At 46.1% G+C, this 21,723-nt stretch carries 15 protein-coding genes and 5 pseudogenes; 10 read left to right on the forward strand and 10 right to left on the reverse strand.

The window, feature by feature from the left end; genetic code table 11:
• Nucleotides 1–32 precede the first annotated feature (32 nt).
• Together TZ48_RS19930 and TZ48_RS19935 are read right to left on the reverse strand one after the other, a co-directional pair.
• Nucleotides 33–527, reverse strand: coding sequence for a bactofilin family protein (locus TZ48_RS19930; RefSeq protein ID WP_112480402.1), 495 nt, complete (start codon nucleotides 525–527; stop codon nucleotides 33–35).
• Nucleotides 431–1,384 carry a M23 family metallopeptidase gene (locus tag TZ48_RS19935; RefSeq protein WP_112480403.1) on the reverse strand — a complete coding sequence of 318 codons (954 nt, stop codon included), beginning with the start codon at nucleotides 1,382–1,384 and terminating at the stop codon, nucleotides 431–433. The genes TZ48_RS19930 and TZ48_RS19935 overlap by 97 nt, the downstream gene beginning before the upstream one ends.
• 279 nt (nucleotides 1,385–1,663) lie before the next feature.
• On the opposite strand from TZ48_RS19935, the gene TZ48_RS19940 reads away from it, so the two are divergent.
• From TZ48_RS19940 to TZ48_RS19960, 5 genes and pseudogenes are all read left to right on the forward strand, one after another.
• On the forward strand, nucleotides 1,664–2,569 hold the full coding sequence (locus TZ48_RS19940) for a Gfo/Idh/MocA family protein (RefSeq protein ID WP_112480404.1): 906 nt from the start codon (nucleotides 1,664–1,666) through the stop codon (nucleotides 2,567–2,569).
• A gap of 70 nt (nucleotides 2,570–2,639) precedes the next feature.
• Complete coding sequence (locus TZ48_RS19945; protein ID WP_112480405.1) at nucleotides 2,640–3,596, forward strand: HlyD family secretion protein; 957 nt, start codon at nucleotides 2,640–2,642, stop codon at nucleotides 3,594–3,596.
• Nucleotides 3,597–4,522: pseudogene (locus tag TZ48_RS19950) on the forward strand (ABC transporter ATP-binding protein). It begins immediately after the preceding gene.
• Nucleotides 4,519–5,617, forward strand: a pseudogene (locus tag TZ48_RS19955) (ABC transporter permease). Before TZ48_RS19950 ends, TZ48_RS19955 begins: the two co-directional pseudogenes overlap by 4 nt.
• Before the next feature lie 55 nt (nucleotides 5,618–5,672).
• The gene (locus tag TZ48_RS19960; protein ID WP_112480406.1) at nucleotides 5,673–6,602 is read left to right on the forward strand and encodes a LysR family transcriptional regulator; all 930 of its coding nucleotides are present in this window, start codon (nucleotides 5,673–5,675) and stop codon (nucleotides 6,600–6,602) included.
• Nucleotides 6,603–6,700: 98 nt separating this feature from the next.
• On the opposite strand, the gene TZ48_RS19965 is transcribed toward TZ48_RS19960, so the two are convergent.
• The 4 genes and pseudogenes from TZ48_RS19965 to TZ48_RS19980 all read right to left on the reverse strand — a co-directional run bounded on the left by TZ48_RS19965 (nucleotide 6,701) and on the right by TZ48_RS19980 (nucleotide 11,197).
• Nucleotides 6,701–7,390 (reverse strand): oligogalacturonate-specific porin KdgM family protein, encoded by a 690-nt coding sequence (locus TZ48_RS19965; protein ID WP_112480407.1) that lies wholly within the window; start codon nucleotides 7,388–7,390, stop codon nucleotides 6,701–6,703.
• Nucleotides 7,391–7,702: 312 nt separating this feature from the next.
• Nucleotides 7,703–8,874: pseudogene (locus TZ48_RS19970) on the reverse strand (tetratricopeptide repeat protein).
• Between the two features lie 121 nt (nucleotides 8,875–8,995).
• Nucleotides 8,996–9,832 (reverse strand): MalM family protein, encoded by an 837-nt coding sequence (locus TZ48_RS19975; RefSeq protein ID WP_112480408.1) that lies wholly within the window; start codon nucleotides 9,830–9,832, stop codon nucleotides 8,996–8,998.
• 64 nt (nucleotides 9,833–9,896) lie between these two features.
• Nucleotides 9,897–11,197 (reverse strand): annotated as a pseudogene (locus TZ48_RS19980) (carbohydrate porin).
• Between the two features lie 101 nt (nucleotides 11,198–11,298).
• Between TZ48_RS19980 and TZ48_RS19985 the strand changes: the two are divergent.
• The gene (locus TZ48_RS19985) at nucleotides 11,299–11,616 is read left to right on the forward strand and encodes a hypothetical protein (RefSeq protein ID WP_112480409.1); all 318 of its coding nucleotides are present in this window, start codon (nucleotides 11,299–11,301) and stop codon (nucleotides 11,614–11,616) included.
• A 49-nt stretch (nucleotides 11,617–11,665) separates the two neighbouring features.
• Here TZ48_RS19985 and TZ48_RS19990 read toward each other — a convergent pair whose 3' ends face one another.
• Nucleotides 11,666–12,544 (reverse strand): MalM family protein, encoded by an 879-nt coding sequence (locus TZ48_RS19990; protein WP_112480410.1) that lies wholly within the window; start codon nucleotides 12,542–12,544, stop codon nucleotides 11,666–11,668.
• A gap of 84 nt (nucleotides 12,545–12,628) precedes the next feature.
• Nucleotides 12,629–13,987, reverse strand: a complete 1,359-nt coding sequence (locus TZ48_RS19995; protein ID WP_112480411.1) for a carbohydrate porin — start codon at nucleotides 13,985–13,987, stop codon at nucleotides 12,629–12,631.
• A 432-nt stretch (nucleotides 13,988–14,419) separates the two neighbouring features.
• Between TZ48_RS19995 and glgX the strand changes: the two are divergent.
• The 3 genes and pseudogenes from glgX to TZ48_RS20010 all read left to right on the forward strand — a co-directional run bounded on the left by glgX (nucleotide 14,420) and on the right by TZ48_RS20010 (nucleotide 18,320).
• Nucleotides 14,420–16,379, forward strand: a pseudogene (gene glgX, locus TZ48_RS20000) (glycogen debranching protein GlgX).
• A gap of 166 nt (nucleotides 16,380–16,545) precedes the next feature.
• Nucleotides 16,546–17,625, forward strand: a complete 1,080-nt coding sequence (locus TZ48_RS20005; protein WP_112480412.1) for a PDC sensor domain-containing protein — start codon at nucleotides 16,546–16,548, stop codon at nucleotides 17,623–17,625.
• 143 nt (nucleotides 17,626–17,768) lie between these two features.
• Nucleotides 17,769–18,320 (forward strand): GGDEF domain-containing protein, encoded by a 552-nt coding sequence (locus tag TZ48_RS20010; protein WP_112480413.1) that lies wholly within the window; start codon nucleotides 17,769–17,771, stop codon nucleotides 18,318–18,320.
• 75 nt (nucleotides 18,321–18,395) lie between these two features.
• Here TZ48_RS20010 and TZ48_RS20015 read toward each other — a convergent pair whose 3' ends face one another.
• Nucleotides 18,396–19,271 carry a LysR family transcriptional regulator gene (locus TZ48_RS20015; protein WP_112460646.1) on the reverse strand — a complete coding sequence of 292 codons (876 nt, stop codon included), beginning with the start codon at nucleotides 19,269–19,271 and terminating at the stop codon, nucleotides 18,396–18,398.
• 148 nt (nucleotides 19,272–19,419) lie between these two features.
• On the reverse strand, nucleotides 19,420–20,571 hold the full coding sequence (locus TZ48_RS20020) for a BamA/TamA family outer membrane protein (protein ID WP_112480414.1): 1,152 nt from the start codon (nucleotides 20,569–20,571) through the stop codon (nucleotides 19,420–19,422).
• A 549-nt stretch (nucleotides 20,572–21,120) separates the two neighbouring features.
• On the opposite strand from TZ48_RS20020, the gene TZ48_RS20025 reads away from it, so the two are divergent.
• The coding region (locus tag TZ48_RS20025) for a DUF2057 family protein (RefSeq protein ID WP_112480415.1) at nucleotides 21,121–21,723 on the forward strand (603 nt) is incomplete at its 3' end.

The raw sequence follows: 21,723 nt of genomic DNA on the forward strand, positions 1-21,723 counted from the left end.
AGAGGCTTGAGGCGCCATAGAATTGTGTTGAGTTAAGCCGTTTTCACCGCTTTAGTCGACGGCTTCACTTGATTAACACCTGATGCCGATGCAGGTTGCGGTGAACTTTTGGATGCAGGAGATGCTGGATTGGCCTCTTTCTTAGCCTGGCTAGTTAAAGTGACCACTTCTTTCTCAGGAAGCTCTGCGGTTTCACCAAAGAATTTACCACCCGGTTCAATGCTTAGATTGTTGCTCCACACTTTGCCTTTGACACGACCATTTGCCAAAATTTGGATCTGCTCAGCGTGACAATCGCCTTCCAGTATGCCATTAACAATCAATTGTTTAGCAAATACCTCGCCTTTTACTCGACCCGATTCAGCCACGACCATCACGCCTTCAATGTGCAACTGACCTTCCACGACACCGTCGACTTGGATGTCATTTTCTAGTTTGAGTTTTCCGCTAATAACACAGCCTTTGGCGATGAGAGTTGAAGCTGCTGAGCGACTCTTTGTTCCACTGTTTTTACTAAAGATTCCCATCGTATTGCTCGCTCCTTTTTAAAGATATCTTCGAAATCGTTTACGCCCCACTCCACGAATGGCTTAGGGTCAAGTGCTCGCCCAACAAAGCGAACTTCATAATGCAAATGCGGACCCGATGACAGGCCACTATTACCAGAAATGGCAATGAGCTCTCCCTTACGAACAAACTGTCCCGGGCGGACTTTAAAGCCCTTTAAGTGAGAGTATGAACTGGAGAAACCAAACGAATGCTGCAATCTAAGAAAGTTACCCGACCCTTTCTTACTGCGTCTTGTCACTTCAACCACGCCATCCGCTGGTGCGTAAATTTTTGTACCAGTATTGACCGCAAAGTCCATACCACGGTGCATTTTTAGCTTGCCCGTCACCGGGTGCTTTCGTTTACCAAACTGCGACGAGATGCGCTCTTTACCCACAGGAGAACCACTTGGGATCTGGTTGAGCATCGTCATGCGCACACTTGAGTGGATCGCCGCCACATCAAGTCTTGAATCCAAGTCGATATTTTCTGGTGAGTCAGCGACGCCCAATACCTTTTCCAAATCGGCTAGGCGCTCTGAGACTAAACTAATTCGCTCTTCACGCTCGGAGAGATCTTGTTGCAATGTCTGTTTAAGATCTTGCAAATTAGCCAACTCATCCCCAAGCGTTTGTGATTCACTGGCAAGCTCCGCCTGCTTTAACTCCGCGTAATCCACCACCTGATACAAATGCTGAATAAGCAGCACGGCGCCTAGCACTGACACCAACCCGATCCCCGCCAAGCTCTTTAAGCTGCGACGCATCGATTTACTGAGCTGCCAATGAGAGGAGCCATTAATCGTTGAAATTGAGATTGTGAGTTGATCTTTCATGATAGTGCAGTGTTCCATAGCGCAGTGGCGGTCTTTGCCTTGTCCTGATTGATAATCTACGAAATCCCTATATCAGGTACTAGTCAGAAGCGGCAAAAGAGTGTCAATACGTGATGTGGTTTCAGACAATTTAGAAAAAACTATATTACGTTTAACAACCAGTTAAAAACATCCGCAACAAATTCTTCTACCTATGTCGTAGTAAAATTCACAATCGCTGGAGTTGTGTTCATAATGGCATTGTAGATTATCGAAAATACCATCAATTCCGAGGCTTATATTGAAAATTGCACACATAGGCTGGGTGATATTGCCCAAAAAGCCTACCTACCATTCACCACGTCACAGCCCGATATCCAACCAATATTTTGTACTCGCGATGCAAGTACTCTTAATGCACTCGCTCAGCAATATCGCGTAGCAGAGACGACCACTCGTTACCAAGCCCTACTCAATTTTCAACCGGATGCGGTCATGATACACGCGGCAACATCGATTCATCCTGAAATCGCGCGTTACTTCCTAGAGCATGGAATCGCGACCTTTGTTGATAAACCATTGGCGGATAGTTACCAAGAGTGTGAAGCGCTGTATCAGTTAGCGGAGCAGAAACAAGTCCCGCTCTATATCGGCTTCAACCGACGCCATTTGCCGCTTATTCAAGAACATAGCCTGTCTGATATCGCTTCACTGCGCTCACTGCGTTGGGAAAAACATCGTCACGCCTTACCCGGCGAAGCGAAAACATTCTTATTTGACGACTTTATTCACCCACTGGATAGCATCAACATACATGGTGACATCGACTTTGAAGATATCGATATTCACTATCAAAAGGATGGCGAAAAACTGGCGAGAATCGACATCAAATGGCAGCAACATGGTGCCCTTTTCGAAGCTTCAATGAATCGTCAGTTTGGCATGACCCAAGAAGTGATTAGTAGTTGTCATCAAGACCGAGCCTATCGATTCGATTCATTTGTCAATGGCGAGTGCTACCAAGATAATTGCACCACTCAGATTCAGCTTAAAGACTGGACGCCAATGCTCGCGAGCAAAGGGTTTCACGGCATGTTTGAGCAGTGGAAGCAAGTGGTGGCGACTGGAAAGATGGACACAAAATTAATCGAAAGAAATCTATCCAGTCATCGAATTGCTCAAAAGCTACTTGACTTCATAACTTGATGAAATTCAGCTAGAAAATAACCAGCACCCTTCTAATATTGATAGTAGATCTCCATTAGAAGGGTTAGATATGAAACGTTCGTTGCTCGTCATTATTCCACTAGTCTTAGCGCTCCTTGGCTGCCAAAACGATGACAACGGCAAGGCATTAGGCACACTGGAAAGAGACCGTATTTCTTTTTCTTCCACGGCCAATGAGATCATTCGTGAGCTTCCTGTAAGAGAGGGAACCCGCGTTAAAACCGGTGATGTACTCGTCCGTCTTGATACTAAACGTCAAGAAGCTGTGCTGGCACATGCTATTGCCGAAGAAGCTAAAGCGAGTGCTTACTTGCTGCGCCTAACCAATGGTGAGAGACCGGAAGACATTGCTGCCGCAAAAGCACAAGTCGATATGGCAGAAGCGAAACTGACCGAAGCTCAAAAAAACTATTCCCGCGCCTCTGAGCTAGTGCGAAAAAAACTCGCCAGCCAATCGCAAAAAGACCAAGCGGTCGCCAGCCGTGATACTGCCAGAGCCGAGCTAAACTCTGCCAAAGAGGAGTTTTCCAAACTCACCGCAGGCTCTAGACCCGAAGACATTACTCAAGCAGAAGCCGCGCTTGCCGCCGCTAAAGCCGATGTCGCTTTGCAAACTCAACAGCTTGATGAGTTAACGATTACCGCCACTCGAGATGGCATCTTAGATAGCCTTCCATACAACCTAGGTGAGCGTGTTTCCGTTGGCGCATTTGTTGCCGTGGTGCTTGCAGACCGTATTCCTTATGCCCGAGTCTATGTGCCTTCTTCGGTTCGGGTAAAGTTTGTTCCTGGACTACAAGTTAATGTTCACGTAGACGGTCTCGATGAGGTGCTGGCTGGCACCGTGCGCTGGGTGGCTGCCGACCCTTCGTTCACGCCCTACTATGCCCTCACAGAAGACGAACGCTCTCGACTTATGTATTTAGCCGAAATTGACCTTCCAGAGAGTGCAGAAAGCCTGCCGACTGGCGTACCCGCTCAAGTTGACTTGCAAGGGCTAAAATAAATGACAGACATTGCAGTAACAGCGACTAACCTAGTCAAAAAGTTTGGTGAATTTACCGCCATCAATGGAATTAACCTATCTGTACCCAAAGGCAGTATCTACGGCTTTTTAGGGCCAAACGGATGCGGAAAATCCACGACAATTCGCATGCTCACAGGTTTGCTAAAACCCACCGAAGGCGAGGTCAACGTGCTCGGCTTACCGATCCCAGAACAATCTGAAGCACTCCGGCTCAAAATTGGCTATATGACGCAAAAATTCTCTCTCTATGATGATTTAACCGTTCTCGAAAACCTTCAGTTTATAGGCCAAATATTTGGCTTAGATAGAGCGTTACTGAAACAACGAATCGCCGAGCAAATGACCATCTATGGGCTCACTGATCTCCAGAAACAGCGTGTCGGCGGCATGAGTGGCGGGCAGAAGCAACGGCTTTCGCTCGCCTGTGCCACCATGCATCGTCCCGAATTGCTGTTTTTAGATGAGCCCACTTCCGCCGTTGATCCTGAGAATCGTCGCGACTTTTGGGAACAGCTGTTTGATCTTAGTGATCAGGCACCACAATACTGGTCACCACTCACTACATGGATGAAGCAGAGCGCTGTCATCGCCTAGCCATTATGGAGTCCGGCGAGATGCGCGCCGATGGCGAACCGGAAACCCTAATGAACAACATGGGTGTCAACATCATTGAAGTAAAAGCGCAGAACCTTAGAGCATTAAAAGAGCGCCTCATCGCATGCCCAGAAGTACGCTCCGCCGCTCAGCTTGGTATTCGACTGCGTGTACTCATCTACCAGAGAGTTACCGACCCTATTAAGTGGCTCATTAACACATTTCCCGAGCTTGAAAACTGCGAACTCACACCTGCGAGACCTAGCCTTGAAGATGTCTTTGTCTCTGTCACAGGAGAAGGTCGACAATGAAAAGTTTCACTCGCATGAGCGCCATTATGGTGAAAGAGATCCGCCAACTTTCACGTGATCGCATCACCTTTGGGATGGTGATTATGATCCCACTCATTCAACTGATTCTGTTTGGTTTTGCCATGAACACAGACGTGCGCAATATTCCCGTCGCTATCGTGGATAAAAGTGAATCGGCGCCTGGCCGAGTGATTGTTGAAGCCGTAAAAGTCACTCAAGTGGTGAATGTCAAAGCTCAATACGCCACTGTTAAGGAAGCAGAAACGGCGATAAGAGAAGGCGTCGTGCGCGCCGCATTAATACTACCAACCAATCTAACTCAGCGTATCACACACCAAGAAACACTTGGCAGTGGCTTGTGGATGGCTCTGATACCATGGTAAGTGCAGCCTTGCTCTCCCTACAAACGATGCCGATTGCGGAATTTGCCATTGCAGGGTATCAACCCAACCAAACCAAAACCTTTGAAGCAACCTTGCTGTATAACCCGAGTCAACGTTCTGCGGTCAACATCGTGCCAGGCTACTCGGGGTGATATTGACCATGACCATGATCCTGTTTACCAGCGCAGCCATCGTGCGCGAACGAGAGCGGGGCAACTTAGAGCTACTTATCACCACGCCAATCCATTCGCTTGAGCTGATGATTGGCAAAATCGTGCCCTATATCTTCATCGGTCTTATCCAAATTTTCATTATTCTAGGCTTAGGCTACCTCATTTTCAGCGTTCCTATTAATGGACAAATCAGCCAAATATTACTCGGTAGCTTGCTGTTTATTGCCGCTAGCCTCACCTTGGGTTTGGTGATTTCAACCATCGCTCAGACCCAGCTCCAAGCGATGCAAATGACGGTGTTTATTTTGCTTCCCTCAATTCTACTGTCTGGTTTTATGTTCCCCTACGAAGCCATGCCCAATGCCGCCCAGTGGATTGCAGAAGCTCTACCAGCCACTCACTTTATGCGCATGATTCGAGGGATTATTTTACGCGGTGCTGATTTAGCAGACGTATGGCGAGATACACTTTGGCTTGCCGGGTTTACCTTCATCGGTATTGTTGTGGCTGCGCTAAGATTTAAGAAGAACTTGGACTGACCGAGCCACTCATGTCGGTCATCCAACCATTACAACAAATTTGCAAGGAAGCACCATGGTTTCGAATAAACAAAATAGCAAGAAGTTCGATCTCAACTTGTTGCGTGTGTTTGTATCGACCTATGAAACCCAGTCTGTCACCAAATCGGCTGAAGAATTGGATTTAACACAATCGTCAGTCAGTAACGCACTTTCGAGGCTAAAAGGTGCACTTGGCAGTGAACTGTTTACCCGAACGGGACGAGGAATTAAACCGACACGATTTGCGGTCGACTTATACGAGCACATACACGAGCATATGTTGGGAATCGATAAGGTTATGGAAGGGTTAGACAGTTTCGATCCACTTACTAGCCGACGAAGCTTTGTGATTTATTGCCATGAAGCAGCGTTACTACGACTTCAAAAACAGCTCCATGTTCTAGAAAAGTACCCTGGCATCTCTTTAATCCTAAAGGAGCTACCGCCCAATGATGCGCGTATTTATGAGGACTTAAGGCTGGAAAAAGTCGATCTTGTCATTGACGTCGCCCCACCTGACGGACGCGTTTTCCAGTCACAGCTATTGCACAGTGATGGTCTGGTCTGCATTGCAAGTCAGCACCATCCTCGACTCAAAAATGGCCAAATGACCAAACAAGTCTACATGGAGGAAAGCCATGCGCTTCTGAACATTCGCCGCGATAATCTCACTTTTGTTGAGTGGTTAGTCAGCGATGTTTTACCTCCTAGACGCCCCCACAGCCAACATTCATCCCTACTCGGTATGTTGCCTGCTATTTCTCAATCCCAAGCGATTGCGACCGTCCCAGAGACGTTATTTGAGGAATATGGTGAGATGTTCCATTTACAATCACTGCCGTTCCCTTTTGAGACTAAAACCTTTGACACATACATGGTTTGGCCGAGCAAAATGGCACGTAATTCAGCATTAACTTGGGTGCAGCAGCTGGTGAAGTCGCTATTGGAAAAGCGTCATGCGTAACAAATAAATTGCAATTAGATTAGCCAAAAATAGAAAAACGCCGCTCAATGCTTGAGCAGCGTTTCGATATTCAATTCGTTCTCTCTGATTACATCAGATTAGAAGTTGAACGTTACACCCACACGAACGCGGTTTTCAGTTTTCACTTCCGCGTTTTGGCTTACGTAAGTCTTGTCTAGGATTTGGTAATCTAGGTAAGGTGCCCACGTGTCGAAACCAGTGTATTTCACTTGGAATGTGTGTTCCCACTTGCTGTCTGCACGAGAAAGATCGCTGTTGATCTTACCGCCATTGTTTTGCGCGATGTAAGCTGGGTTATATTCTAGGTTGAAATCAGAAACGTTGTAACCAACCCATGCATCAACTTGGTTTGTGTTCTCTTTACCGTCAGTTGCCGCTTGGAAACGGTAACGAGCTGCGGTGTAGAAGTTACCTGTTGCGTAAGTCGCTTTTAGGTAAGGACGGTATTCAGAATGGCTAGTACCGTTCCAATATACGAAACCAGGAGTTAGGGTTACGTTGTCGTTGATTGCGTAGTTGTAGTTTAGTTCAGTCTCGAACGCGGCTACTTTGTGGTCATCTTGACTGAAGAAGTTCTTGTCGTGACCTTGAGTACCCTCTAGGTGGATTTCCCAGTCTTCAGCAAAGCCCATGCCCGCGCGAACACGGCTTTCATAAGTTTTTGCTTCTGTGTTGTACGCACCACGAACGTCAACGTAGTTTGCGCTTGCTGGAAGTGCTACTGCAGCAACAAGTGCCGCTGCTAATGTCATTTTAAAAGTTTTCATTAAAAGCTCCGTATAGAACAGGAATGCCAAAAATGGCACGGATTTAATGTGCGAACGACAAGGCCACTGCCAAGCATCCTTGAAAGTCACACCGAAACTGAGCTCAGAATATTTTTTTGAACATTGTTTTTGTCATGGAAGTGTCAGGGGCATACATTGAGTGATACCGATCACACGAACATCACCCAAAAATCCATCTCAATGCACATTAAGGAAAGAAAAAGGCTACATATGTGAAACAGAATCTCACATATGACTACTTAATATCATTAGCGATAAGTATAAAAACAAATTTGATTGGATTATATCGCTCTAGGAATAGTGAGTATCATAACTGGAGTAGTTGTATGAGTTTGCCGCGTCTTCTGAAGCGTCCTCAACATTTGAAGAGCTATTGCTCTCAATCTCGCTGGACGTTGCCTCTGGCGGTACTTGGTGTTGAGTTGTCGCGGCCGTTTCCTCTTCGCTATCCCGCACTAAGCCAAATAAAGGTAAGTCCCGTTTGTAGAGTTTATTGAGGGCACGAATCAACGAGTGTTTGACTACCGGTCCAAACTGCAATTTTTTCAAAACAGGCTTGGCGAGTGACTGCAGCCCAACCACGGAATCAACGCCCAACGTACTGCCTACCGCATCACGTGCCGATTTAGCGGGCTCATAGCCATATAAGCGGACATAAATAGCCAAATATAGGCAATAGCTGCCCCATTTGGTTTTACATCACGCCACGCTTCGCCGGCAAAATACATGGCTTCAACATTGCCTTTTTCTGCAGCACGTTCAAGCCAGTAGCAAGCGCGCTGACTGTCTTGCTCAACACCCACCCCATTTAAGAAGTTGAGCCCAAGCTTAGTCATGCCCTCTTCACTTTGTTTGTCCGCAGCTTTCTCAAACCACTGAGTGGATTGCTTTGGCGATGGTATTGGGTTCTCAGGAGAAATGCTCCAATCGCCCATAAACAGAATCGCTTCAAGATTGCCTTCTTCAGCTACCTCTTGAATTTTGGCGACGCCTCTTGGGATATTGCGCTCAACCCCTTGACCAAATATTTGCGCTTTCGCAGCTTCAAATTTAGCGTGCACGTCACCTTCGGCACCAGCGATACACAATCGCCAATAATTAGCTTGTTCACGAAGGACAAGATCTTCACGTTTTTTGTCACTAAGTCGCACAATGCCATACATAGAGGTGATATTGTCGAGCTCTGCACCTTTGTGATACCAATACAGCGCTTCGTTAGGTTTGGTTCTCTCGGCCTCTTTGGCGAGATAAAGAATGGTTGGCACATGACCCGTCTCCGCCTTAAAGACGCGATCTTGCCTCTCTTGCTGACGCGCTTTTTCCATCGCCCGACGATAGGCGGCTTCGCGCGCAAGACGTTCTTCCTCCATGCGCTTCTTGCGCAGTGAAAGGGAGAACATCCAGACGAACACCAGCAACAGTGACAAGCTGGTAGCGCCAATAGCAATGGTAAGTGTCGACATAATTGAGCGGCTTTTGTGGTAACGGTTACTCTCTATAGTAACGGCTGATTGCGCCAACAATTAAGTGCGATTGTCGATCAACACCACGCTTTTACACTAATCGGTCAATTATTCTTCCTTTTTACTGGGAAGCAGACGCATTCACCGCTTTGTTGAAGGCCTCGCGCGCACCTTCCACCCCTAAAGACTCTGCCTCTTCAAGTAAACTTACTGCTTTTTTTAGCTGGTTGTTATCAACGGCATGGGTGATCGCTTGACGGTAAAACTCACTCGATTCTTGAGTTGCTTTTACCGGAATGATCTTGCTCTGAGTGACTTGTTCATCAGTTGGTGTTGGATTGGGCTGTGACTTACGGCCATCAATAGCAATAATAACCTCACCTTGATCACTAAAAGGCACCTGAATATCTTTCACCTCAGGCAAGTAGTTGCCCCTGGCTTTGGCATCAAGCTTTGCTGGATGGGTTACCGTCACGCTGCGAGTCGCCGCTTCTGGCTTGGTATACACCACCAGCATGAGCTTTGAGGATGTACTTGGCACAGCAAATGTGAAGTTTAGAGCTAATCGATTTCCCAAATGAAAACGTGCAGGCAGATACTCAAACTCATTCAAATCATATTGCTCAACGACGCTGCCATCATCACGGATAACGGCCACATAAGGAGCAAAGGCAGAAGAAGATATCAGGCTAGTGATTGTAATATCGAGCAGCCCAGAAGTAAGGGGCAGTGAGACAACAGCAACCGGACTCTCGACGCCGTCTATGATATAGCGCTGGCTATTCTCATCAATTCGAAACGTCTGTTCACTTGGTGCTTTCATGGCCAGCACGTTCAGGCTAGCGGGATCGAAAACCGTTGCCTGAGCGCGAAGCGGCGCTTGCTCGACAACATCAGTGCTTTGACATCCAGCGAGTAACAAGCAGCTACTAATCAGGGTCGTCGATAGTTTGATCATGTTCGTCTCCAAAAATGGGCGAAGTCACCTTCGCCCTGCGTCTATTAAGTTAATGAGTAAAACGTTAGAACCACGCTTCTACTTGTACGCCTACAAGGAACTCGTTTTTCTTTGATTTGTCCGCAAGCTGTGCGCTGTCCGAACGATCATTTAAGTAGGTGCCGTATACGCGAATTTCAGGACGAGCAAAGAAGCCTTCACCCATAGAGAAAGCTTGCGCAACCGTCAACTTGCTGCCTTTTTTGTTACCGTAGTTGCTGTAGTTCTCAACGTATGTACCCGCTTCAAATACCGTACGAACTGTGTCAGTCCATTGGTACATTGGGCGAATGACCGCAGAGAACAAATCATGGTCCGTCTTCGCGCGGTTAGTCGCTGAGATAGCCGCATCTGTTGAGCGAGCAGCAAGCAGTTGGTGACCCATTTCCCACTTTTCACCAAGCTAATCACACCCCAGTTTAACAATCGAACACCTTGTGCGTCGTTGTTGGCGCCATCGCGACGATCGAAGTTACCGCCGTTACCTAGGTCAGCCATTTGTGCGCCGTATGCGCTGTTACCGTATTGAACAACCGTCTGGTTGAAGCCAGCATCCATATTCTGGTGAAGAATAGCGGTAACCAATGCACCATCGTCTGCTTGTACGTTGGTATTACCCGAGGCAGTGCCTGTAGAGAAGTTGTATGCACCGGCTACTTCAAGTGTTGCGTCTTCCCAAAGACCGATGTTCGCCAAACGTACGTCGGCGATATAGCCTTTGACTTCATCTTCTTTGTATTTGTCTTGCTGTTCCCAGCTACCTTCTGCTCCTGGGTTAGTACCTGGTTTTTGTACCCACTGTTTGCCATCAAGCGTCTTTTGCTTTGAGCTACTGTCTTCAACCAACGCAAGCGACAGTTTTTGATTACCAACAGAGATGTTCTCGATACCACCACCGGTACCAGACGTGTTCAAGAAGTAGAAGTCCGTGATATGTACATCACGACGTTGGTAGTAGCGTTTACCGGCCCATACGGTCGCTTCTTTATCTGAACTGAACAGACCCGTTGCCTGAACATTGTATTGTGCGACGTTGAAGTCACCATCTTGCCAACCATTGGTGCCGCTGTTGCCTGAAGCAATCATCGATTCCACGCGCCACGTTTGTTCGCCCGTTTTTAGATCTTTACCAAAACCGAACTCTGAGTAGTTGTCGTTCTCGTTACCTAGACGACCCACTTTTTGCTTTTCGTAGTTGGCATCACCCGTTCCGTTTGAGCTAAGCGCAGTGCCCGCACGAAAATAACCAAAATAATCCACAGCGAAAGACGGCGCAGCAACAAGTGCAGTAGAAACAGCTGCAGCGACTAAACATAATTTTTTCATTATTAACTCCGATTTTTATCGTTATATTTCTCAATCGACATTCAAAAAGGCAGCAGAATGTAGGATGTGGTGAGAAAGTTGTCGGAGAGGAGAATAATGATGTGAATTTTGATGGAATAGGGGCTGTTATTGATAATAGTGGCAGTACTTCCAAGCACCTCCCCTTATTCATCGATAGTAGTTGGCTACGGTTTTGGAACTTTTCGTTTCACTGCGGAATGAAATTTGACGTTGAGCACGGAAAATCCGGAATGACGCAAGTAAAAAATGACCAAAGTCACACTTTCTTGGCAAAACAGCACTTGAGTAACAAATACCAGCTATTTGAACAATGTCACTTTTTGAGGTTAATTGGATGTGAACCTGAGGGCGGTATGTTAGAGGAGAAAAATATAAACCCCGAAAACATTGAAGGATAAATTACCTCAAAGCATTTTCAGGGCTAATAATAACGATTTTGTGAATGTGCTATTTTGCATTAATTGCTTTAACGAAGATCTCTTGAGCACCTTCAATGTCTAGTGCTTTAGCTTCATCGAGTAGGCTAAGAGCCTTTGGAATGTTTCCATCGACAACTGCCTTTTCAATTGCGGTATGGTAATACTGCTGTGTTTCAGGTTGAATCTTAACCGGAGCTGCAACCTTATCATTTGACACGGCTACTGCTGTACCAGTCGCTACTACTGCTGAAGCAGTTTGTTCGCTTGATGTCTTTGTCACTCTTGAACCGAGACTCAGCGTTTGAACCTCAAGATGAAGTTCACCGGTATAGCTATATGTAAATTTAGGATCGGTGACGATTGGTCGCGGCTCGCCACTCTCTTCTGCTCGAATTCGGGCTGGATGCGGGACAGTAATGGTCTTTCCAATCAAGCTCGGATCGGTATATACCACCATATAAGGCAGCTCTTGTGCATCGATTTCAAACTCATGCATGTATCGGTTTGCGTCGAACATATCCGAGTATTGCACTTTAAAATCAGCTAAGGGGATAGTCCGAGACACCTGATAGTCTTTATCCAGTAACTGAACTACAGGGGCAAGAACTTGTTTTTTGAGCATTTTACTGCTTAACGTAACTTTTACCTTGCCGGAACGAGGAGAGAACTCAAAAGCATTGAAGAAACTCTTACCCGTTTGAAAGTTCCATACTGGCGAGGTTTCATCGATTGAAAAACCGACATCTTCTGTTTTTTCTAGGCTAATCCAAGCAAAATCTTTCTTACTCACGCAGCAAACACTTTCTTTATCCATAAGCGAAGCTGACACGGTGGGTTCTACGCCACTATTACTCGCACACCCTACCACACTAAGTCCAAGTACTAGCGCTAAAATATTTTTATTCATAATATTCCACCATTTAAGAGAAAGAAGGCAGTCCTAGGACTGCCTTTGTTTAGATTACTCAGTTATCCAGTTTGACTAATGTCATTAGAACCAGATTTCAGCTTCTACACCAACGCGAGTCTCTGAACTGTCAGATGCACCGTTACTCCATTTGTAGTTGCTGTCACTTGATGACATGTACGATACATATGGTTTAACTTGAGGACGACCCCAGTAATCAGCATTAACCGTAAATACTGGTGCTAGAGTAGCAGAGTAGAAACTAGTGTTCTTGTCTTCACGACCCCATGCAGGTGAACCAGGGTTACCAGCATCATCACCTAGTGCCTCAACAGCGTATGTCAACGTTGCTTCTAGACGGAAGTTTTCGTTGATTTTGTATGATGGCGTCGCACCAACAATTAGACGAGAAAGACCATCTTTAGAACCCCAAACTTGGTCTGTTTCAGAGTTTGAAAGATTCCAATATGTTACTTCAGTACCCAACTGAACATTGTCAGTAATGTTTGCAACACCGTAAGACGTAAAGAAGATAGATTGATCGTCTTTCTGCCAGTTACCACTCCATTGACCGAAGTTAACACCACGGTTAGCCGCTACGCCTTTACCGTAAGTAATTGCAGAAGTTGTCCAACCATCAAAACCATAGTAGTCACGAGAGTAAGTAACTGCTAGGCCGTAACCGTCTTTTGCCGTGTTGTCAGCGTCAACATTCGCACGAGTCATGATTTTTGCGTCGAAGTCAAAACGACCGCCCAGAGCTTCAACACCGTAGAAGTATAGGTCTACAGAAGTCATCGTTGTACTACGTTGCTTGTCGTCAAGGCCATTGTTCTTACAGCTTGTGTTACCAGTGTTTGGATCAAAACAGCTACCTTCACCTGAGTCTGCCGACATTACAGCAATACCCATGTCGTTGTACTGAACACCACCACCTACACCAGAAGATTGTTTCCAGAACTCTTTTGTGATGATACCAGCTTGACGGTTCAGATAACGCTTACCCGTCCAGATGCTCATGCCTTCTGCGAAATAAGAAAGATCACCTAGTTCAACATATGCTTCTTTAAACTCAAGTTGACCTGTTTCTAGGTGGCCTTCGTTACCAGAAGATGAACCGTAGAAACCACGGCCATTGCCGCCTTCATTGTTACCGTATTCTGTTTTCAGTACATATTTAGACCAAGCACCGTTATCGTAGTTGTTGCCTTTGGTCACTGTAAATTCAACTTGGTTTGGGTTACCAGAGAACGGTGCACCTGCTGCACGGTAGTCACGACGGTGCTCCCAAGTTTCGTTTAGAGCTAGAGACTGCCCTACGTTATATAGTAGGTGACCGTAACCATTTACTTGCCAACCTTCTTGTACTTTATCTTCAGCCATTACCACGCCTGAAGCCAATGCGCCCACCACTGCAGCAGCAATTACACTTACTTTTTTCATTTAGAAAACTCCGTTTAACTTATTGTTATATTCAATTTTTCCTAAAACGCTTCGGAGGCAGTGCCGAAACGTTTTAGTCTTGAAATATCGGTTAGGGTCCCGAGTTGATTGAACAATTGCAGATTAACGAAGTCGTGTGATGGAAGCGTCCTCCACCCTATAGATAGTTAAGGGGGATGAGAAAGGAGTAGAAAAATAACCGTACGGCGTTTTTTTAGGGGAGATCACAATTCAAGGGGGAGTAGCATAGATGGGAGTAATGTTTTGACGCGCACAATATGCTTTGCATCACTATTTTTAACTTTTAGGTAAGGAAACTGAAATTAAATTACATTTAAAATTCTGTGATCTTCGCTTGACCTAAAGTTTACAAAGCTATTAACTAGTGAAAGTAAGATTAATGTCATTCACGAACAAATAGAAAAAATCTCTATGACGCAACATCAATCTAGCCCTTATCCGCTGGGTGCAACACTGGATGAAGCCGGTTGTAACTTTGCTATTCACGCACCCGATTGTGAGGCTATTTATCTCGCTCTCTATGATGACAACAACAAACAAGAGTTGTTCCCACTTTTTAACAATTATGCCGGAATCAAGCATATTCACCTTAGCGGCATAAAAGCCGGGCAACGTTATGGCTTTGTCATAGAATCGTGCGAAGAACGTCAGTACATAGCCGATCCCTACGCAAAAGCATTAGACAAAGCACTGCATTATGTCCCACCGTTTTCAGCCGAAAAAAGTTTCGAACTGCCAACTTGCGTGGTCGTCGATGATACCTTTGACTGGCAACAAGTAACATCACCCAACATTCCCCGTGAAGAAATGGTGTTGTTTGAAACGCATGTCAAAGGGATTTCTAAGCTCAACCCGCAAGTGCCAACTTCAGAGCGTGGCACCTATCTTGGATTGGTCAGTGATGCCATGCTTGCTTTCTACAAAGAGCAGAACATCAACACTCTTCAGCTACTGCCGATTGCCGCTTGTATGCACGAGCCTCACCTTCTACAAATGGATAAGGTGAACTATTGGGGCTACAACCCTTATGTGTTTATGGCACCCGATCCACGCTATGCCCGCCAAGATGCAGTAGAAGAGCTCAAAACCACCATTCGTGAGCTGCACAGAGCAGGAATCGAAGTGATTCTTGATGTGGTTTACAACCACACTGCTGAAGGTGGCGATCAAGGTCCGGTCTTTAACTTAAAAGCCTTGGACTCCAAGTTCTACCTTCGTCATGGCGAGTACTTCGCGAACTACACTGGTTGTGGCAACACAGTCGACCTCAACTACCAGCCAGCTCTCAACTTAGTCATGGATACGCTTCGTTATTGGGTACAAGAGTTCAAAGTCGATGGGTTCCGCTTCGATTTGGCGGCAACATTGGGTCGAAATGGCGATCACTTTAATCGTGAAGCCGCCTTTTTCCGCGCAGTGGCGCAGGATCCAATCCTCAAGATGACCAAATTGATTGCCGAGCCTTGGGATATCGGACCAAACGGCTATCAAGTCGGAAACTTCCCATTTGGTTGGAATGAATGTAATGACCGCTTGCGTGATATCACGCGTAGCTTCTGGCGTGGCGATCAAGGTTACTTAAAAGAGTTCGCAACTCGTATCATGGGCTCTCGCGATTTGTATAGCGCTGCCCATTGGCCATATAAGCTAACCGTTAACTACATCACCTACCACGATGCTTCACCATGCAAGATCTTGTCTCGTACAAACATAAGCATAATGAAGCCAATGGTGAAAACAACCGTGACGGCCATGGTGACAATCGCTCAAACAACTATGGTGTAGAAGGCGCTACTGACAACCCTGTTGTACTCGCGACTCGTGAGAAGCAAAAGCGCAACTTCATGGCGACTTTGCTGTTTTCGTTTGGTATCCCGCACATTCTTACCGCAGATGTGCTCTCTCATACCCAGCAAGGCAACAACAACGCCTACTGCCAAGACAACGAAATAAGCTGGCTCAATTGGGAAACCAGTGAAGCTAAACAGCATTTCAAACAATGGCTAGCGGAGATGCTGCTGCACGCCAAGAGTATATGGTGCCGTTCATCCGCGCCTTCAGCGGTGAAAAGCGCAACGACAACCGCATCTTTTGGAGTCGCGTCGATGGCAAATTAATGAGCATGGAAGATTGGAACCGACTAAGCAGTGTCGCTCTGCACATCGGTATTGGTGAAGATGGAGACGAACTGGTCTACCTCATCAACCAAACCAAAGCTCCGGCTCGTTTCTCTCTGCCGAATGACCGCAATCAAGTTTGGAAAACCATCTGTGATACCCATATTTCAGATGCCGAAGTCGGTCATGCTGAAGGTGAAATCTTGCAAGCGCCTATGTCGATGGCGATTTTGCATTACTCCGCTCAGCCTTAACTGACAGACCTATCATTTATTGATTGCAAATCACCCATAAAGAGCTCACTTGTTGAGCTCTTTTTTATTGGAATTGATCTCAGTTATTGATAGCAAAATTAATGCTTCAAAAGCTATCTATAATCAGTGATAGTAATGATGTAGTGTTCAATTTGTTTTATATGTTATGTCGTTACCTAAGCTGTTGCTCCGCCTGTTTAAACCGCTCACTTTTGTGTTAATTGCGGTACTTATTTACCTCTCCTATCAGCACTATCTGCGTTCTCAATCGCTGGCTAAATCTCAATCTCAAGATAATGTAAAAGTGGCGACGGCCTTAATCTGGTCGCAGATAGAAGCGACTTTTGCAAAGGTAGATCTGTTGCAACAACAAGTCGGCACCGCTAACTTTGCGCCTCTTGCCAATCAAATGCTCGCCAACAGTTATTTATATAAAAGCGTTGCAGTCTATGACCGACAAGCGGATCAATACGCAAATTTTAATGATGACCGGCTCACTGCGAACAGCAAACGTAATATTGAGTGGCATACTTTTGATGGGTTCACCAGACAATACGCCGTCTCAACGCTTTATCAAAAATCCGATGGGATTTGGGTGTTTGCCATCAAGCAGGTTCAGCATCACAATCCAATCGAAGTGTGGTTTGAAGTGGATGTTCAGCACACCACGCAATATCTATCGAACCTAAAAACATTAAATAACGGCTATGTTTTTGTCATTGACAGCATGACGGGGAAATTGGTATTTCATCCCAACCCAAACCGCATTGGTACCTCTTCGATTAGCTATCAAGGTGGGCTAAAGGAGCAGATTGAGGCCGGGAGAACACGTGGCAGCTATGACTACTTTTATAATGGCGAGCTAAAGAAAAGCGTTTTCGATGCGCGAAACCCAATAGGTTGGGTCGTCGTATCCGGCACCAGCCAAACCGATATCCTGTTTACGTCTTACCAGATTTCTCTAACGGCCATCGTCGTATTCGCGCTGCTGTTTTTAGTGATATCGGTTAACTACATCACTTTCCAGCTTAATCAAGGGCTGTCTCAACTGACTCTAGCGACAAACATGGCAGCCTTTAAGCAAGACTTGAAACATATCTTTGATCGCTTTACCTACCACGGTGGCGTTCAATTTTGCTTATTCGATGAATCGGCAAACCAGTTCCATACTATCGATTATCATGCAATACCAAAGCCAGCTATCAACTCGACAAGTTACCGGCGTACTTTAAGTCCCGTGGCATAAACTACCTTTACAGCAACGAGTACGATCCCCTAGCAAAGCAACTGCAGATCAACGGACGACATTACGCCCTTCCCCTCTATCACCACGATAACTTGATAGGGATTATTTATGTCAAAAGTGTTTTCTACGCCTTTGAAGGACTCATGCGCGCTATCCGTGACTTTTCTGAAGTGGCGTTGGCGAACCTATTGCTAAGCAAACAAGTGGCGATGAACGATCCTCTTACTGGTCTAGAAAACGAGCATCATTTGCGCCAAGAACTGACGAGGGCGAGCGATAGTGAGTCACTGTTTTATGCGGTGGTTGATGTATGTGGCTTAACCGCGATCAATGACCGTTATGGCAGCGCCATTGGTGATAAAGCGATCAAACATGTTGCTAACGTTGTAAGAAGAAGCTTCCCGAAACCGCAATCGCGCTGTCTGGCACGCACCAACAATGGTCATTTTGGTCTACTGTTTAGTGCCAATGACCCAGAAGATGCGCAAAAGCAACTCGAGTGGTTAAGGCAGCTTGTCGAAAAAAGCCCATTGGTTGATGTTCAAGATGACATCGTCAATACCGTTTCTATCGGAGCGACACCCATAGAGGGTTCGGCTGACGGCACCCTTAGTCGCGGACTAAAAAATCTTCAGCAAGCAAAGCTTCAAGGGCGAAACTTAGTCTATCTGTATCCAAACGAGCTTAGAGCTTAAATCCATCAGCCACAAAAAAACCTCGCGGTTGAAACGCGAGGTTTTTCTTCTGAGTCAGTGGCCTAAGCTTTACGCTTAAAAAACGCCAAGCATTTCACAAAGATACTTAGCCGCAGGCCCCAGGCGAGTATTTGACTTCCAAAGGACATCGGCAGAGTTGAGCATTTCATAGCGTTGGAACTCAGGTCTAAAGTCGATCAAGGTACCCATGGCTTGCTTTTCGACGATGTAGTCTCTAGGCACGATAGCCCAACCAATACCCTGCTCTACCAGCTTAATCACATCTTCTTGATCATCGGCTTGCCAGATATCTTGTGAGAATGCACCTTGAGCCTTGAGTACTTTATTCAGCATCATACTGCGACAAACGATCTGCCTCTCACCAATCAAGGTTTCATTGCTGACTTGCTGCATATCGGCAAAAATGGAATCTGGGCTGCAGATACACACCCACTCAATATTCGCAATGGAGATAAAGTCCACGCCTTCTGGCACCGCATCCGCCGCTAAGTTAAAACCGAGTTCCACGTCATCGTTAATAATAGCGTTAGTCAGATGGTGAGCGCTCAAACGTGATACATCCACTTGAGTGAAAGGAAAGCGCTGCGACATTTTCTCAATCGCCGAGTCCAGCAAAGAGAATGGCAACAATGGGTCGATGGCAATTTTCAGCGTATCTTCGACGCTGTCCACACTGGCTTTGGAATAATTGCGGATCCGCTCAGCTTGTCGCAACAACACTTTCGCTTGTGCTAACATGCGCTCACCTTGCGGGGTCAGCTTAGGATATTTTGTGCTTCTATCGAAAAGCGTAATGCCTAAATCGAGCTCAAGGTTATTCACTCCAATACTCACGGAGCTTTGACTCTTACCAAGATGCCTCGCGGCCGCAGAAAATGAACCTTGCTCTGCCGCAGCGACGAATGCCACTAGCTGTTCAATATTCAGCATACTCAACCCTTTGATTAATTAATTAATAGGCGTACCATCGTAAAACAATAGCACATAAATTGCACCCAAATATAAGCATCGCAAATACTTGCAACCCACTCATTCACAATGATTATTTGCAAGTATCAGAATGGCGATTAGTACGCAGTTAGAACGCTTCTCCAAATCGAATATAGAAGCTGGTGTTACCCATTTTCGATACTGCAGCATCAACACCTACAGTAAATCGCTCTTTGGCATTAAGTAAATACCTGACACCAATACCTGCTGACGGGATCACTTCTGACTTCACTGAGTTTGCAAATTGGCGGTCTTCGTTGCGCACTACTGCGGCGCCAGCAAAAGCGACACCGCTCCACAATGTAGAAAACTTGTGGCGATATTCGACTTCAGCCTGGTAGACTGAGCTGCCTCGATACTTGTTCCAGTCCGCACCACGTAAATCAGGCGTCACAAACTCATACTCCGGCGCATCACCCAGCATTTCCTTGCCAATCACTCGATACGCTAAGACATCGTCACCAATGGGGAAATACTGACTCACCTCAGCATCTAAACGATGGAATGGCTTTCCTGTGCGTTTATCTTTTGAATAATGAAGTGTGCTCAGATCGACATTGAGGCCTTCTGTTGCCCCCATCATGTTATCTCGTGAGTCATAGGTCATGAGAAAACCGATGGCGTGGTTGCTGCCACTCATTTCTTGTTCAAACGCCTTCTTAATCGCAGGATCGGTTTTTTCGTTGAGCTCTGCATTGCCGCCGCTCCACAGCCCTTGCACACCGAAATACAAATCATCGACAATTTGCTTGCGAACTTCACCGTAGACGAAATTGGAATAGGACGCGTATTGGGCGGCTTTCGGAAGCTGAGCACCGATACGCCCCGTGTATTTAAGATTCAGACTGAAGTGTCCCGCATAGAATCCTGCACGCCAGGCATCATGGGCGAACACGTGCTCGTGACCAATGATGGCCATACCACTGTCTGAATCTGTGTATTGACCATAGAACATACTGGTCGATGGATTGGTCGCACCTTCTTCACGATCGTGAATATACATCGCGTTTACGCCTAGGCCTACGCCTAGCGCATCATCGGTAATTGGAACAGGGAAAGCAGCAAATTTTCTATCCGGAAGCGCTTCTGATGCTTCTTCGGCTTTTGTTGGTTCTTCAGGATCGGCTAACGCTGATTTGGCTTGAGGCTTCTGCTGTTCGGTGGCAGGTGAATCTTGTGCCATGACAGGAGAAGTCGAACACAGCGCGGCCAAGATCAACGACAAAGGGCGTTTTGACATCTTCAAATGAAATCTCTTTAAGTACAATAGGATTGACTACAATCGCACTGAGATTCCATTCATTTAACCCATCTCTTTACGGGGTCATTCAGTGCTCGTTGAGCGATTCTCGCTTGAGGGGCGATGCTACTAGATTCAATTTTCATCGCCAAGCTAATCTATTCGATTTACGTATAGTAACCATTAGCAGCCAAGCGATTTAGATGGACGTTGCATTGTTCGGTTTCGTTAACTATTTTCATCGCCTTCCAGCTAGGTCACCTGTTGCATTTGAGGGGATATTGGTTTCCTTCATTTGGTTAAATTGATTTATATTCACAACATAAACAGTGAACTAGCGATTTATATAAACTAAAAACACAATAAAGCACCGAATAAACCACACCAATGTCAGTTTTTAACGAAATTCAGCCAACCCGTGCATCACAAGATTGCAAAGTGTCGCTAACCTAGGCAAGCTAAACACCGAAAACTGAGCTAACCTCAACGTAAACAGCTTGAGTTCGCTTGAACACATCATGATTCACATATTCTGCTAGGGAAATAATAATGAAAGCATCCAATCTGATTGCTGCTGCGCTACTCGTCGGTTGTAGTAGCCTTGCGATGGCTGACGTGACCATCAAAATACCTGACAATGTTGATCTTCTTTCTGTCAATGCAGGTGACCCAATCACAGACTCAAGCGGATTTTTCTCATCTGGCGAAACAGCTACGCTCCCTGATGGCGTCAATCAAATCGTGTTTAAATATGAACCTTTCTTTGATGTGAATCGCGACGAAAGAAAAGTGATTGCTAGCAAAGCCATCATCGCGCGCTTTGAAGCAACAGATGCTGAATTGACCCTCAATGTCCCAACGTATCGAGATGCACGCCAAGCGCAGAAAAACATCGATAACCTAGAGTGGTCACTCACCGATAAGAACGGCCAAGTTGTCCCTGTCGTTGAAGACAAACTGATCAAAGATGGTATGCAAATCGGTCGCGACTACAACCGCGAAGCTGATGATTACAATCGCAAAGGTGGTGTGGCTGCTCTGACGGTTGCAACAACAGCAGCGGTTGCGACAACGACCGCAGCCGCCGCTACAGCGGCAGCAACAACTGCGGCACAACCAACCACGCTACCAGCAACCGCTCCTGCCGCTGGC

The sequence above is a fragment of the Vibrio variabilis genome, from assembly GCF_003263785.1.
GTDB classification, from domain to species: Bacteria; Pseudomonadota; Gammaproteobacteria; order Enterobacterales; family Vibrionaceae; genus Vibrio; species Vibrio variabilis.